Below are 14,161 nucleotides of genomic sequence, written 5' to 3'. Positions count from 1 at the left end.
AGCCCGTGAGAATCACTCGCAACAGCTGTATCAGCCCGTCGGGACACCTGCGTTACCCGGTATGGGCGTGGCAGCTGCAGGCGTAAAAGCGGTGTGACGTCACCGGATCCGGCCAGCAGTTCCCGTCCGGTTCCGGACCACACGGCAGGGCAAATCACCGATCCAGAGGGGACACGGAGCGGCTGATGCTGGCGGATCCGATCCTCCCCCACCAGGGGGAGGTGTCGCCGAAGGTGACGGAGGGGGAGGACACGCGACCGAGGTAATCCCCGAACGCCCGCTCGGCCAGACCAACGCCCGCCCCCCCTCGCGGGAGCGGAACCGTCGATCGGCTCAGCGCAGCGCGCCGGCCACCAGCTTATGCAGTCGCGAATGCAGCGCGTCGTTCGCGGCAAGGAACTCGTTGCGCTCCATCGCGCGGTCGCCGCCGCGGAAGTCCGTGACGTAACCGCCCGCTTCCTTGACCAGCAACATCCCCGCGGCAACGTCCCACGGCTTCAGGTTGGATTCCCAGAAGCCGTCGAACCGCCCGGCCGCAAGCCAGGCGAGATCGAGCGCCGCGGCACCGAGACGACGGATCCCCGCCACCTCGGGCGCGACTGCACCGAAGATCCGGCTCCACTGCGCAAAATCGCCGTGTCCCAGAAACGGGATCCCCGTCGCGATCAGCGATTCGGACAGGTCGCGACGCGACGACACGCGCAGCCGCTGGTCGGTCAGCCAGGCGCCGCGCCCCTTCTCCGCCCAGAAACTCTCGTCGGTCAGCGGCTGGTACACGAGCGCGGTCGTGACCTCGCGCTTGCCGTTCGCCATCGGCTCCTCGACTGCGATCGAGATGCAGAAATGCGGGATGCCGTGAAGGAAGTTCGACGTGCCATCGAGCGGGTCGACGATGAAGCGCGGCTTGTTCGGATCGCCGGCGACCTCGCCGCGCTCCTCCATCAACATGCCCCAGTCGGGACGCGCGTGGCTCAGCTCTTCGAAGATCGTCTGTTCGGCGCGCTGGTCGGCCTGGCTGACGAAGTCGGCGGGCCCCTTGCGGCTGACCTGGAGCTGCTGGACCTCGTTGAAGTCGCGACGCAGGCGCGGCGCGGCCTTGCGGGCGGCGCGCTCGATGACGGTCATGATGCCGGAATGGCTTGGCATGTCTTTTACCTTAAGCCCTCTCCCCTCCGGGGAGAGGGTTGGGAGAGGGGCTGTTCCGGGCGGTGTCTATGGGGCCGCCCCTCACCCCGACCCTCTCCCCGGCGGGGAGAGGGCAATGCGTATCAGTCGGCGCGACGTACGTAGGTCTGCTCGTACACATCGACGACGATCCGCGTACCTGCACCGATATGCGGCGGCACCATCACGCGCACGCCGTTCTCGAGCACCGCAGGCTTGTAGCTCGACGACGCGGTCTGCCCCTTCACGACCGCATCCGCCTCGACGATCAGCGCCTCGATCGTGTCGGGCAGCTGGACCGAGATCGGCCGCTCTTCCCAGAGCTCCATCACCACGTCCATGCCATCCTGCAGGAACGCCGCGGCGTCGCCCAGGATATCGGCATCGAGCGTGATCTGCTCGTAATTGACCTTGTCCATGAACGTCAGCGCGTCGCCGTCGCGGAACAGATACTGGAAATCGACCGTGTCGAGCCGGACCTTCTCGACGCTCTCGGCGGAGCGGAAGCGGGTATTGTTCTTGCGGCCGTCGATGAGGTTCTTCATCTCGACCTGCATATAGGCACCGCCCTTGCCGGGCTGCGTGTGCTGAATCTTGACGGCGCGCCAGATGCCGCCCTCATATTCAAGGATGTTGCCGGGACGAATCTCGACCGCGTTGATCTTCATGACCGATTCCTGCTGGAAAGAGCTAGGGGCCGTCCGCCAGGCAAGGCCGTGCGGAAACCCGAAGCCGCGCGCTTTAGCGGGATGCCCGGGTTCCGGCAAGCAGGGGGTACGGGTTGACGTCCTCCCCCTGCCACCAGCGGTCTTGCGGCTGCGTCCGCGTGACCGCGAAATGCAGATGGTAATTGCCCGGCCCCGCATCGCCGGTATCGCCGACATAGCCGAGGTGATCGCCAGTCTTGACCGCCATCCCCTCGCGGACCCCCGCGGCATAGCCCGCGAGATGCGCGTAATAATAGGTCCAGTGCCGGTCGTGCGAACGGACATAGAGCGTGATCCCGCCCAGCGTGCTGTCGAAAAGCTTCTCGACGCGGCCCGGCGCGGCGGCGACGACGATGGTGCCGCGCGGTGCCATGATGTCGGTGCCGCGGTGCCCCCGCGTGCCGTCACCGCGCGCATCGTCCCAGCTGTCGGCGATCGCGCCGGCACGCACGCCGATGACGGGCACCGCGAGCCTGCCCGGCGACGCGCTGGTCGAGTCCTCCGCGGGCGCCGATTCACCGGCTTCCCGCTCGACCGCCACGGGCGCGCCGCCGCTGCCGAACGACAGCATCGATGCGAACCCGCCGCCGATCACCACGATCAGTCCGAGCATGATCCAGAACGTCCTGGTCATCGGCTCAGGCCTGGAATTTCGCCTTGGTCCCCGGCTTGACCATCATCGACAAACGCGCGGCATCCCAGTTGGTCAGGCGGATACAGCCATGGCTTTCGGCGCGGCCGATCGTCTCGGGGCTTGGCGTCCCGTGGATCCCGTAATGCGGCTTGGAGAGGTCGAGCCAGACCACGCCGACCGGACCATTCGGCCCCGGCGGCAGCATCTCCTTCTGCTGGCCCTTTTTCGCATCCCAGAACAGCGCCGGGTTGAAATGGAACTTGGGGTTATAGTCCGCGCCCTTGATCGTCCACGTGCCCAGCGGCAACGGATCGTGGCTCGACCCCATCGTCGCCGAGAACTGCGCGATCAGCTTGTCGTTCTTGTCGAGCACGCGCAGCACGCTGTCCGACTTGTCGACGACGACGTGATCGGCCTGCGGCTGCGTCGCATCGACGTTGAGCATGGCGAGCGTGGCCCGCCATTCGGGCGTGAGCTTCTCGTCATAGGCGCGCGACGACGGCAGCGCATTGGGGAACACGACCTTGGTGCCCGGCGAAAGTCGCGTGCCCGGCGCATTCAGCGCCATGATGACGGCGGGCGTGGTGTGGAACATCTCGCCCAGCTTCTCCATCACCGTCCGATAGCCGAGCGACGGGAGTTCGGCCTGCTTCGCGGGATCCTTGGGCAGCGGATTGACGAACGGTCCGGCCAGCATGTCGGGCGTCAGCGCGATCGTCACCGTCGGCCGCGCGGCGCGATAGGGATAGAGCGCGCGCATCGTCTGCGGATCGGACTTGCCCGTGATCGGCAGCCCCTTCGCTTCCTGAAACCCCTTGAGCGCGGCAACCAGCGACTGTCCGCCGCGACCGTCGAGCACGCCCGGACCAAAGCCGAGATGATCGAGAATCACCTGCACATGGAGCACGTTGCGATCGATCGGCACGGGGGCCGTCGACGCCTGCTGTGCAAACGCGGGCGTTGCGGCGCCCAGCAGACAGGCGGCAAGAACCGAGGTCTTCGTCAGAAATGCTGTCGTCATGCCATGGTCCCAAACCGTTACGCCTGTGGACCAAACGGTCGGCGCGTCGGTTGTTTCCAACGGCTTGGCGCGGCATGCTGAAGGCCGGCGGCGCAGCTTCCGCACCGCCCGGCCCGCACCCGGCTCAAGCCTTGGCGAGCACCTCGCCAAACGCCTTGATCGCGGCGACTTCGTCACCGTTCCAGACCGCGCCCGACACGGCGATGAAGTCTGCGCCCGCTGCGGCAAGCGGCGCCGCGTTCTCGGGCGTGATGCCACCGATCGCGACGCAGGGCATCTCGAACAGCGTCGACCACCAGGACAGCGTCACCGGCTCCGCCATATGCTCGACCGTCTTGGTCGTCGTCGGATAGAAGGCGCCGAACGCGACATAGTCCGCGCCGGCCTCGCCCGCTTCCATCGCCAGATGGCGGCTGCCGTGGCAGGTCACGCCGATCTGCGCATTGGGGCCAAGCTGCGCGCGTGCCTCGCGCGGATCGCCGTCGCCCTGCCCGAGGTGAACGCCGTCGGCATCGAGCCGCTTGGCAAGGCCGATATCGTCGTTGACGATGAACGCGACGTCGCGCTCGGCGCAGATCGCGCGCAACGGCGCACCCAGCGCCGCGGCGGCATGCTGGTCGATGTCCTTCACGCGGAACTGGAACGCGGCCACCGGCCCGGCATCGAGCGCGCGTGCGAGCCGATCGGGAAAGTCGCCGGACACGTCGAGCGGTGAGACGAGATAGAGCTGGCACGGCGGCCGACGCATTTCGCGGCGGAAGTTTTCGGCGAAATTGGGATCGAGGGGCCCCAGCGGATCTTCTTCGGTCATATCGGCCCCCTAGCCGCTCGCACCTGCCGCGTCACCCCGGCGCAGGGCCGGGATGACGCGCAGGCCGGCTGCGGCTTATTCCTCGTTCTTGTAGATGCGGATGATGCGGTCGAGCATCGCCAGCGCCTCGTCGCGCGGACGCTGGAAGGTGTTGCGGCCGATGATCGAGCCGTTGCCGCCGCCGTCGCGAATGTCGCGCGCATCCTGGAACACCGCATCCTCGCCCTTCGACGCGCCGCCCGAGAAGACGTTGATGCGCCGTCCGGCAAAGCTCGACTGGACGACGTGCTTGACGCGATCCGCCTGCTTCGACCAGTCGGTCCCGGCGTAGAGCGACTTGCATTCCTTCTGCTCGATATGATCGGTCGGCAGCTTGGTCTTGATAATGTGCGCGCCGAGCAGCGCCGCCATGTGCGCGGCATAGGCACCGACGTCGAGCGCCAGTTCGCCATCCTTGGTCAGCTCGCCGCCGCGCGGGTAGGACCAGATCACCGTCGCGATGCCGACCGACTTGGCCTCTTCGCTCAGCTCGCGAATTTCCTCGACGAGGTCGAAGAACTGGTCCGCACCCGGATAGATCGTAAAGCCGATCGCCGCCGAGCCGAGCCGGACCGCGTCCGCCACGGTCGCGGTGACCGCCTGGTCGATCGACGTCGCCCAGCTGTTCGAGCTGTTGCACTTCAGGATCGTCGGGATCTGCCCCGCGAACGTGTCCGCGCCCGCCTCGAGCATACCGAGTGGCGCCGCATAGGCGCTGAGCCCCGCGTCGATCGCGAGCTGATAATGGTAATGCGGGTCGTACGCCGCCGGGTTGACCGAGAAGCTGCGCGCAGGGCCATGCTCGAAGCCCTGGTCGACGGGCAGGATCACGAGCTTGCCGGTGCCGCCGAGCTTGCCCTGCATCAGGATGCGCGCGAGGTTCGCCTTCACCGCCGAACTGGTGGCCTCGTACTTGTCGAGGATGGTCTTGATCTGCGGTGTGATCGTCGTGGTCATGGTTGTTCCTTCAAAGCTCGAGCCAGCGGCGCAACGCATCGTCGACGCTGGTCATGGTGGTGATGGGAATGGTGCCGACAATCTTCACGATCTCGTCGCGGGCGAGACTATCCAGCTTGTCGACCTGGATTTCGGCGGCGTCGTGAAGCCCGGTGTCCGGGGATGCCTCAAGGGGCACGCGGAACAGATTCGTATCGCTGGTGACGCAGGTCAGCGGGCAGACGGAAACCGTCGCATGCTCGGCGAAGACATCCGACTGGACGACGAGAAAAGGCCGCGGTTTTCGGGGGCGTCATCTGGCCCCGCCCCGACCACGATCATGCCACGCAAGATCCTCACGCGGACGGCGCCGAGATCAGGTAATCCCAATTCTCGTCCTGTACCGCGCGGTCGCGTGCAGCAGCCTTCATCGACTGCCGCCGCGCCTCCGCGAGAAAAGCCTCGTCGTGCCGTTCGACATAGCGTCGCACGGCTTCACGCGCGATATCGCTCTTGCTGCGCCCCTGGGTACGCGCAACCGCCGCGAGGCGTTCTTCGAGTTCGCTATCGAGCCTGACGCCGAGCATCCGAGTCTCCGTTTAACATGTTAAACATAGCTCGGATGCCGGCGTATTTCAACCGTGGAGCGCGGCGACCCCGGGAAGAGTCTTGCCTTCCATCCATTCAAGGAACGCACCACCCGCGGTCGACACGAAGGTGAATGCCCCCGCCACTCCGGCATGGTTGAGTGCGGCTACCGTATCGCCGCCCCCAGCAACTGAAACGAGCGAACCGCCCTCGGTCAACGCCGCCGCGGTGCGCGCGAGCGCAACGGTCGCGGTATCGAACGGCGGTGTTTCGAACGCGCCGAGCGGGCCGTTCCACACCAAGGTCCGGCAGTTCTTGAGCACGTCACCAAGCGACTCGACCGCCGCGGGGCCGACGTCGAGGATCATCTCGTCGGCGGCGACCTCGTGAACGTTGATCGTGCGCGTCGCAGGGTTGGGCTTGAACTCCTTCGCGACGACGACGTCGTAGGGCAGGTGGACGGTGCAGTTCGCCTTGTCGGCGGCGTCCATGATCTGTTCGCACGTGCTCGCCAGCTCATGCTCGCACAGGCTCTTGCCGACATCGACGCCCCGCGCGGCGAGGAACGTGTTGGCCATGCCACCGCCGATGATCAGGTGATCGACGCGCGTCACCAGATGCCGCAGCACGTCGAGCTTCGACGACACCTTCGCGCCGCCGACGACCGCTGCGACCGGGTGCTCGGGCTCGCCCAGCGCCTTCTGGAGCGCGTCGAGTTCGGCCTCCATCGCACGCCCGGCAAAGGCGGGCAGCACATGCGCCAGACCCTCGGTCGAGGCATGCGCGCGGTGAGCGGCGGAGAAGGCGTCGTTGACGTACAGGTCACCGAGGCTCGCGAAACGCGCGACGACGGCGGGATCGTTGGTCTCCTCGCCGCCGAAGAAGCGCGTGTTCTCGAGCACCGCGATGTCGCCGGGCTCCAGCGTCGCGACCAGATCCTCGGCACCTTCCCAATCGATGTAGCGGACTTCGCGACCCAGCACTTCGCTGTACGGTTTTACGACCTGCGACAGCGAGAAGTCGGGGCTGGGCTTGCCCTTGGGCCGCCCGAAATGCGCGAGGACGAGGACGATCGCACCCTTGTCCGCCAGTTCGCCGACCGTCGCGACGGTGGCTCGAAGGCGCGTGTCATCGGTGACGCGACCCTCGGCCATCGGCACGTTGAGGTCTTCGCGGACGAGCACGCGCTTGCCCTGGATATCACCCATATCGTCGAGAGTCTTGAAAGGCTTGGTCATGGTTTCTCGATCCTGATCTCGTCACCGACGGCGATCCTGCCGCCCATCAATACACGGGTACACGCCCCGCCCCGCCAGTCGGGCGTGAGCGCGGCGAACAATCCTGGTGCCAGCGCTTCCATCCGTTCGCATGGATCGGTGTGCCGCGTCACCTCCAGCACAACGTCCATGCCGATGCGCAGGCGCGTGCCGGCTATCTGGGGAAGGTCGAAGCCGTCGACGAGCAGGTTCGCACGACGTTCGTACCAGGGAATATCGCAGCCGACCTCGGCCATCGCGGCATCCCAGTCGACACGCTCGATCAGCGTGACCTGACGCCGCCCCTTGCCGCCGGGCTTCACATAGCCGCGAAAGTCGCCGTGCAGGCCGGCCTCGACGGTGATCTCGACATGGTCGATGACCTCCATCGGGGCTTTCGCGCGGGCGTGCCGCGCGATGCCGGCGATCGTGCCCGTCACGGCTTCAGCCATGGTCCGTTGCCCAATGGACACCCTTACTCCGTCCCAACGCCGTCACCCCAGCGGACGCTGGGGTCTCCCCATGCGCGCCCGCCGCGGCCCGAACCGGGATATCCCAGCTTTCGCTGGGATGACGGCTTGGGGCGGGATGACGGACTAGTGGAATGGAGCGCAGCGTCCGTCCGCCTTAGATGAACTTCGCCATTGCGGTGGCGGTGTCGACCATGCGGTTCGAGAAGCCCCATTCGTTGTCGTACCAGCTGACGACGCGGACGAGCTTGCCGTCGATCACCGCGGTCTCGAGGCTGTCGACCGTCGACGACGCGGGCGTATGCTGGAGATCGATCGAGACGAGCGGCTCGTCCGACCAGTCGAGCACGCCGACCAGCGGGCCGCTCTCGGACGCCGCTTTCAGCACCGCATTCACCTCTTCGCGCGTCGTGTCGCGCGACGGGGTGAAGGTCAGGTCGACCAGCGAGACGTCCGGCACCGGCACGCGGATCGCCGACCCGTCGAGCTTGCCCTTCAGTTCGGGAAGCACTTCGGCGACCGCGCGGGCAGCGCCCGTCGTGGTCGGGATCATCGACATCGCCGCGGCGCGCGCGCGGCGCAGGTCGGGATGGATCTGGTCGAGGATCTTCTGATCGTTGGTATAGGCATGGATGGTGGTCATCAGCCCACGCTCGATACCAATCGCGTCGTTCAGCACCTTGGCGACGGGCGCGAGGCAGTTGGTGGTGCACGACGCGTTCGAGACGATCGTGTGCTCGGCGGTAAGCTGGTCGTGGTTGACGCCGTACACGACGGTCAGGTCGACGCCCTTGCCCGGTGCCGAGATCAGCACCTTCTTCGCGCCCGCGTCGAGATGCTTCTGACAGCTCGCCTTGTCGGTGAAGAAGCCCGTGCATTCGAGAACGATGTCGACGCCCAGCTCGGCGTGCGGCAGGTTGGCGGGGTCGCGCTCGGCAGTGACGCGGATGCGCTTGCCGTCGACCACCAGTTCGTTGCCCTCGGCCGATACCTCGCCCGGATACTTTCCGTGGACGCTGTCGCGCTTGAACAGCCACGCATTCGACTTCGCATCGCCGAGATCGTTGATCGCCACGAGCTCGAGCGCGCTGTCAGCCTGTTCGAGCACCGCACGCGCAACGAGACGGCCGATGCGCCCGAAACCGTTGATCGCAACCTTGACCGTCATGGCTTTATCTCCGCTACGCCCGTGAGTCCGTTCCGGGCGCGCTGCCTTTGCGGGGCGGCGGGCCGCCCTGTCAACACCGTGGGTTGGTCTAAACTGTTCCAATCCAGGCTTGTCGCGCCTCCCTGCCATGCTATCTCGCATGGCATGTCAGACACACTTCCCGACGCGCCGACGGCCGTCGACCGGATCGACGCCGCGATCGGGCAGAATCGAAGCTGCGATCAACGCGCGTGCCGAGAGCGGCGCGGCGCTGGCGCGGCGCCACGCCGCGCTGAAGGCGCGCATGGCCGAGGCCGTCGCCGCGCTGGACGACGTCATCACCCGCAGCAGCGCCAACTGATGGCGCAGGTCATGCTCGATATCGGCGGCCGTCCGCACGCGGTCGCCTGTCGCGACGGGGAGGAATCGCGTGTCAGGATGCTGGGCGCGATGCTCGCCGAGCGCTGGCCGGTGGCCGATCGTGCCGCAGGCGGGCTCAGCGCCGAGCGCGCGATGCTGTTCGTCGCGCTCATGCTCGCCGACGATCTCGACGAAGCGGCGCATCGCCCGCCCGAAGGCGCCGCGGTGAGCGAGATCGCGCTGACCCGGATCGCCGATCGGCTCGAGGGCCTCGCACAGGCGCTCGAGCAAAGCCCCCTTGAGCAAAGCCCCCCAAGCGCCTAGATTGAGCATGGCGGGTTCTGCCCGGTACGAGCCTTTATTATCCCTGAGGCTATTCATCATCCATAGGGGGCTGTCCCTGTTAGGATCCTGGTCCGAAGCACATGGTCCCCACCTGACGTACCGTGCGTCAGTGGATAACCCGGCACACGGCCATGGTGGGCCCGCCACACCACCGCCTTTCGACGGCTTGCCCGCATGACCGAGAAGAGCGTGCTCAGAGCCGCGCTACGCGCCGCACGAGACGCGTGCGCCCCAGTCGCTATCCCCGTGCCCTCGGCGTTCCTGGCCCGACTGAAGCCGGGAATGACCATCGCCTCCTATGTCCCGTTCGGCGGTGAGGCCGATCCGTCCCCGTTCGCGCGCGCCGCGGTCGACGCGGGCTGCGTCATCGCGCTCCCGCACGTGGTACGTCGGTCGCTACCGATGCGCTTTCTGGCATGGGAGACCGAAGCCGCGCTGATCGCCGGCCCGTTCGGCCTCCACCAGCCCGCCGAGGACGCGGCCGAACTGGCGCCCGACATCATCCTGGCCCCGCTTGTCGGCTTCGATCGCAGCGGCAACCAGATCGGCCAGGGCGCCGGTTATTACGACCGCGCGTTCCTTGCGCACCCCGATGCGTGGCGCGTCGGGGTTGCGTTGTCAGTGCAGGAGGTCGAAATGCTGACACCCGATGCGTGGGACGTCCCGCTCCACGCCATCGCCACCGAACGCGAATGGATCACGCTATGACGCCGAGCTGGCGCAAACCCGTTGGGATGCTCGGCATCCTGCTCTTGATCATGCTGTGGTGCGTGGCGATCGTGAGCCTGTCGACCATCGTCGGCAGCTGGCACTGGCTGGCGCAGCTGGTGTTCTATCTGTTTACCGGCCTGATCTGGATCGCACCGTTGAAGCCGGTGCTGCGCTGGATGGAGATCGGGCGGTAGCCCAGCCCTACCTGCCGTCTCCCTGAGCCGAGGCGCTCCACTGCCCCCCTCCTGCCGTTCGTCCTGAGTAGCCGTCGAGTAGTCGCCGCAGGCGGCGTATCGAGAGGGCGTATCGAAGGACAGGTTGGCGCGCGGCTACGTTGCTTCGATACGAGCCCTCGATACGCTCCTGACGGAGCTACTCGGTCTCTACTCAGCACAAACGGTATGTGGGAGGGATGCTCGCGGCACGCCTAAATCTGGAAAGGAATCTCGGCCACCCCATCAAGGGTGGCGCGAGTGACGGGACTCGAACCCGCGACCTCCGGCGTGACAGGCCGGCGCTCTAACCAACTGAGCTACACCCGCATTCCCAATGACGACCCCTAGCGACCCTGGGGTCATAGCGGAAGGCTCGTCAAAACCTTAACACTCTCTCGAACCATCCAAACGATGGCGCGAGTGACGGGACTCGAACCCGCGACCTCCGGCGTGACAGGCCGGCGCTCTAACCAACTGAGCTACACCCGCTGAAACAGCGTGGAGGCGGCAACTAGGCGAGGGTTCGGATACCGTCAACCCCCCGTTTCACGTTGTTGCTCGGATGCGTCGCCGCGACGTCGATTTCGCCCCGTCTTGTTCTGTACCAGCGTGCCGTGTTCGAATAGGAACCCCGCGATATCGGGCTTCCCCGCCGCCCCCAGGACCGTCTGCAGGATGATGAGAAGCGGTACCGCGAGCAACGCGCCGAGCGTGCCCCAGACCCATCCCCAGAAGCTCAGCGATATGAGGATCAGCAACGGGGAAATCGTCAGGCGGTGACCGACGATGAACGGCGTGATCGCATTCGCCTCGACCAGATGGAGCCCGTACATCAGCGCGGGCGGCAGCATCGCCATCCAGATGTCCGAGAACGTCATCAACCCGCCCAGCCCCAGCAGGAACGCGCCGATCACCGGCCCGAAATACGGGATGTAGTTCAGCAACGCGACGATCCCGCCCCACATCGCCGGATAGGGCATACCGATCGCCCACAATGCGACCCCGGTGACGATGCCGAGCGTGACGTTGATCAGCGTGATCGTCCCCAGATAGGCGGACACGTCGTCGACGACGTCCTGGATCACGCGCGCCGTCGCCATCGCGCCGTCGAAGCTCGTCCGTCCCGTGATCGTCTGCCGCCGCATGCCGGTCCATCCCGACAGGAAGAAGAACACGATCAGGATACCGAACAGCAGCTGGACGATCACCGCCGGCGCCGAGGTCGCCGCGAATTCGAGGATCGAGCTCGGCGCGGCGACACCTGCCGTCGCCGGTTGCTTGATCGGGGTCGATGCGACCTGGCGCAGCGTCCGGTTCACATATTTTTCGAGACTCGAATACAGGTCGAGCAGGGGCGCAAGATTGCTCTGGATCCGGTCGAGCCGGGTCGGCAGCAGGCGGAAAAAGTCGGTCGCCGGGACCAGGATCGCTGCGATCGCGATGTTCGCCGCGACGAGGAACACCAGGATGCAGGCCAGCGCCGCGATCGCCGAAGGAACGCCTCGCCGCTCGAGCCATTCGAGCACCGGGATCAACGCGACCGCGATCACCAATGCCGTCGTCAGCGGCAGGAAGAATTCGGCGCCCGCCTTCAGCGCGAACGGCATGGCGATGACCAGCCCGACGCCCGCGGTCAGCGTCAGCGCGGCGAGCAACCGGTCGCGTCGCTGGGCGATCCGCATCGCGTCCTCGACGCCGACGCCGATCGGCAATCCGAACGCGCCATCCGCGCCGCTGCCCGGTGACGAACCGTCTGCCACATCCCGGTTCTGGCCAACATCGGCGGACAAGGCCGGCTCTCCGGAAGATTCGTCGTTCGTCATGTCGCCACCCTCTGCTTCCCCCTCTCCTTGTCGCAATCGCAGCGGGTTACAAGCAGGGATAGAGGCGGCGATAACAGGCGACGGTCAGTGCGTGGCGCGCGCGCCACGCTACCGCACGCCCGTCATCGTCGCCGGGGGGTGACACGCCGTCTCAGGCGCTCGCCATCGCGCGGTCGGCGAACAGCGACTGAAGATCCTTTTGAGGATCTTGCCATTGGCGTTGCGCGGCAGCGTCTCGCCAACGAAATGGATCGCGACGGGTGTCTTGAACGCAGCGAGCCGGGCGCGCACCCATGCCTGGAGTTCAGCTTCGGTCGCGTGCATGCCGGGCGCCAGATGAACCACCGCCGCGGGCTCCTCACCGAGCGTACGGTGCGGGATGCCGATCAGCGCGCAATCGGTCACCGCAGGATGCTCGTACAGGACGTTTTCGACCTCGGAGGAATAGATGTTCTCGCCGCCGCGGATGATCATGTCCTTGGCGCGGTCGACGATGTAGCAGAACCCCTCCTCGTCCAGCCGGGCAAGATCGCCGGTCCGCACCCAGCCGTCGATGAACGTCGCCGCGGTCGCGTCGGGCTTGTTCCAATACCCCTTCACGATCATCGGCCCGCGCGCCCATAATTCGCCGACCTCGCCCAGCGGCAGCACGGTGACGCCGTCCTCGGCAACGATCTTCAGGTCGACCACCGGCGCGGGCGGCCCTGCGCTGGTCGGGCGGTTAAGATAATCCTCCGCGCCGTGATGCGTCACCGTCGCCATCGTCTCGGTCATGCCCCAGCCATTGCCGGGCAGCGCGCCGAGTTCGGCATGGATCCGCTTGACCAGTTCGGGCGCGGACGGTGCCCCGCCATAGGCGACCGATTCGAGCGACGACAGGTCGTAGCGATGGCGGTCGGGATGCTCGATCAGCTGCCACGCGATCGTCGGCACCCCCGGTCACGTTCACCTTCTCGCGCTCGATGATCTCCATCGCGCGCACGGTGTCCCATTTGCGCATGAAGATCATCGTGCTGCCTGTCGCGATCACCCCCATCATCCCCGCCGAACAGGCGGTGACGTGGAACATCGGGATCACCGTCAGGCTGACGCGGGGTACCGGTTCGGGCGGCGTTTCGCCGCGGCGCAACGCCGACCGCGCCCCCGAATACCCGCCCGTCATGATGTTCGACATCATGTTGCGATGCGTCCCGAGCGCCCCCTTCGGCGCCCCCGTCGTGCCGCTGGTATAGAAGATCGTCGCGTCGTCGTCGGGCGCGATCGTCGCGTCGGGGAGCGGCTGTTCGGGCAGCGTCGCCCACGCCTGTGGCGCGCCGATGATCTGCTCGAGCGGCGACGCGATTCCACCAAGCGGCTCGACCGCGCGGCTGACGAGCACATGCTCGAGCGACGGCAGCGATGCATAGGCGGTCTCGAGCCGGTGATGCCGCTCGTCGTCGGCGATCAGTACCCGCGCACCGGAATCGGCAAGCCCATATTCAAGCTCGGCTCCCGTCCACCATGCATTGAGCGGCACCATGATCGCGCCGATCGCGGTGGCGGCAAAGAACGCGACCGGCCATTCGGGCAGGTTGCGCATCGCCAGCGCGACGCGGTCCCCGGGCCCCACCCCGAGCGCGCGCAGATGCGCCGCGAGCGTCGTGACCGCGCGCCATGTCGCCTCGTAACTGACGCGCTCGTCCTCGTAGATCGTGAACAGACGCTCGCCATGTGCGCGGGCCGCCTCGATCAGATAGCGCAGCGACGGCGGCGCGTTCTTCCAGATCCGCGTCTCCACGCCGCCTATCGTCACGACGTCCATCTCGAACTTGCTTCCGGCCGCGGTCAGCAGCCGCTCGGTCTCGGTCATGGACATGACGGGCCAGCGCGGGTCCAGGGCGATGATCGGTTCTTGTACCAAGGCCGGTCCACTCCAAATATGAATTTCGGGTTTG

The 14,161-nt window shown here is 66.5% G+C and carries 15 protein-coding genes, 2 tRNA genes and 2 pseudogenes; 4 read left to right on the top strand and 15 right to left on the bottom strand.

Features of this window, described 5'->3' with window-relative positions; translation table 11 throughout:
• Positions 1-333: 333 nt before the first annotated feature.
• The 11 genes and pseudogenes from QP165_RS16205 to gap all read right to left on the bottom strand — a co-directional run bounded on the left by QP165_RS16205 (position 334) and on the right by gap (position 8,794).
• Positions 334-1,146, bottom strand: coding sequence for an inositol monophosphatase family protein (locus tag QP165_RS16205; RefSeq protein WP_056021390.1), 813 nt, complete (start codon positions 1,144-1,146; stop codon positions 334-336).
• A gap of 122 nt (positions 1,147-1,268) precedes the next feature.
• Positions 1,269-1,832: an elongation factor P gene (gene efp, locus QP165_RS16200; protein WP_056021388.1), complete on the bottom strand. Its 564-nt coding sequence runs from the start codon at positions 1,830-1,832 to the stop codon at positions 1,269-1,271.
• Positions 1,833-1,905: 73 nt separating this feature from the next.
• The gene (locus tag QP165_RS16195) at positions 1,906-2,505 is read right to left on the bottom strand and encodes a M23 family metallopeptidase (RefSeq protein ID WP_333996382.1); all 600 of its coding nucleotides are present in this window, start codon (positions 2,503-2,505) and stop codon (positions 1,906-1,908) included.
• A 4-nt stretch (positions 2,506-2,509) separates the two neighbouring features.
• The gene (locus QP165_RS16190) at positions 2,510-3,526 is read right to left on the bottom strand and encodes a L,D-transpeptidase family protein (protein ID WP_333996381.1); all 1,017 of its coding nucleotides are present in this window, start codon (positions 3,524-3,526) and stop codon (positions 2,510-2,512) included.
• Positions 3,527-3,650: 124 nt separating this feature from the next.
• Positions 3,651-4,337, bottom strand: a complete 687-nt coding sequence (gene thiE, locus QP165_RS16185) for a thiamine phosphate synthase (RefSeq protein ID WP_333996380.1) — start codon at positions 4,335-4,337, stop codon at positions 3,651-3,653.
• A gap of 75 nt (positions 4,338-4,412) precedes the next feature.
• A complete protein-coding gene (locus QP165_RS16180) occupies positions 4,413-5,333 on the bottom strand; it encodes a class I fructose-bisphosphate aldolase (protein ID WP_056021373.1) in 921 nt (306 codons plus the stop codon).
• A gap of 10 nt (positions 5,334-5,343) precedes the next feature.
• Positions 5,344-5,610: pseudogene (locus QP165_RS16175) on the bottom strand (type II toxin-antitoxin system PemK/MazF family toxin); the annotation flags it as partial.
• 58 nt (positions 5,611-5,668) lie between these two features.
• Complete coding sequence (gene relB, locus QP165_RS16170; protein WP_333996379.1) at positions 5,669-5,899, bottom strand: type II toxin-antitoxin system RelB family antitoxin; 231 nt, start codon at positions 5,897-5,899, stop codon at positions 5,669-5,671.
• Between the two features lie 48 nt (positions 5,900-5,947).
• Positions 5,948-7,138 carry a phosphoglycerate kinase gene (locus QP165_RS16165; RefSeq protein ID WP_333996378.1) on the bottom strand — a complete coding sequence of 397 codons (1,191 nt, stop codon included), beginning with the start codon at positions 7,136-7,138 and terminating at the stop codon, positions 5,948-5,950.
• Positions 7,135-7,608: an MOSC domain-containing protein gene (locus tag QP165_RS16160; protein WP_333996377.1), complete on the bottom strand. Its 474-nt coding sequence runs from the start codon at positions 7,606-7,608 to the stop codon at positions 7,135-7,137. Before QP165_RS16160 ends, QP165_RS16165 begins: the two co-directional genes overlap by 4 nt.
• 175 nt (positions 7,609-7,783) lie before the next feature.
• The gene (gene gap / locus QP165_RS16155) at positions 7,784-8,794 is read right to left on the bottom strand and encodes a type I glyceraldehyde-3-phosphate dehydrogenase (protein ID WP_333996376.1); all 1,011 of its coding nucleotides are present in this window, start codon (positions 8,792-8,794) and stop codon (positions 7,784-7,786) included.
• A 139-nt stretch (positions 8,795-8,933) separates the two neighbouring features.
• Between gap and QP165_RS16150 the strand changes: the two genes are divergently transcribed.
• The 4 genes from QP165_RS16150 (at position 8,934) to QP165_RS16135 (ending at position 10,383) form a co-directional block, all read left to right on the top strand.
• A complete protein-coding gene (locus QP165_RS16150; RefSeq protein WP_333996375.1) occupies positions 8,934-9,134 on the top strand; it encodes a hypothetical protein in 201 nt (66 codons plus the stop codon).
• Positions 9,134-9,457, top strand: coding sequence for a cell division protein ZapA (locus tag QP165_RS16145; RefSeq protein WP_056021355.1), 324 nt, complete (start codon positions 9,134-9,136; stop codon positions 9,455-9,457). The genes QP165_RS16150 and QP165_RS16145 overlap by 1 nt, the downstream gene beginning before the upstream one ends.
• 195 nt (positions 9,458-9,652) lie before the next feature.
• A complete protein-coding gene (locus QP165_RS16140) occupies positions 9,653-10,186 on the top strand; it encodes a 5-formyltetrahydrofolate cyclo-ligase (protein WP_333996374.1) in 534 nt (177 codons plus the stop codon).
• A complete protein-coding gene (locus QP165_RS16135) occupies positions 10,183-10,383 on the top strand; it encodes a DUF2842 domain-containing protein (protein ID WP_056021349.1) in 201 nt (66 codons plus the stop codon). Before QP165_RS16140 ends, QP165_RS16135 begins: the two co-directional genes overlap by 4 nt.
• 271 nt (positions 10,384-10,654) lie before the next feature.
• On the opposite strand, the gene QP165_RS16130 is transcribed toward QP165_RS16135, so the two are convergent.
• From QP165_RS16130 to QP165_RS16115, 4 genes and pseudogenes are all read right to left on the bottom strand, one after another.
• Positions 10,655-10,731, bottom strand: a tRNA-Asp gene (locus QP165_RS16130).
• Positions 10,732-10,816: 85 nt separating this feature from the next.
• A tRNA-Asp gene (locus QP165_RS16125) sits at positions 10,817-10,893 on the bottom strand.
• Positions 10,894-10,937: 44 nt separating this feature from the next.
• Positions 10,938-12,086: an AI-2E family transporter gene (locus QP165_RS16120; protein ID WP_156350475.1), complete on the bottom strand. Its 1,149-nt coding sequence runs from the start codon at positions 12,084-12,086 to the stop codon at positions 10,938-10,940.
• Between the two features lie 292 nt (positions 12,087-12,378).
• Positions 12,379-14,082, bottom strand: a pseudogene (locus QP165_RS16115) (class I adenylate-forming enzyme family protein).
• Positions 14,083-14,161 lie beyond the last annotated feature (79 nt).

The organism is Sphingomonas sp. 22R3R2A-7 (genome assembly GCF_036856055.1).
In the GTDB taxonomy this organism is placed as follows: Bacteria; Pseudomonadota; Alphaproteobacteria; order Sphingomonadales; family Sphingomonadaceae; genus Sphingomonas.
The sequence above is the reverse complement of the archived record's forward strand: the minus strand, read 5'-3'. Positions and strand labels throughout refer to the sequence as shown.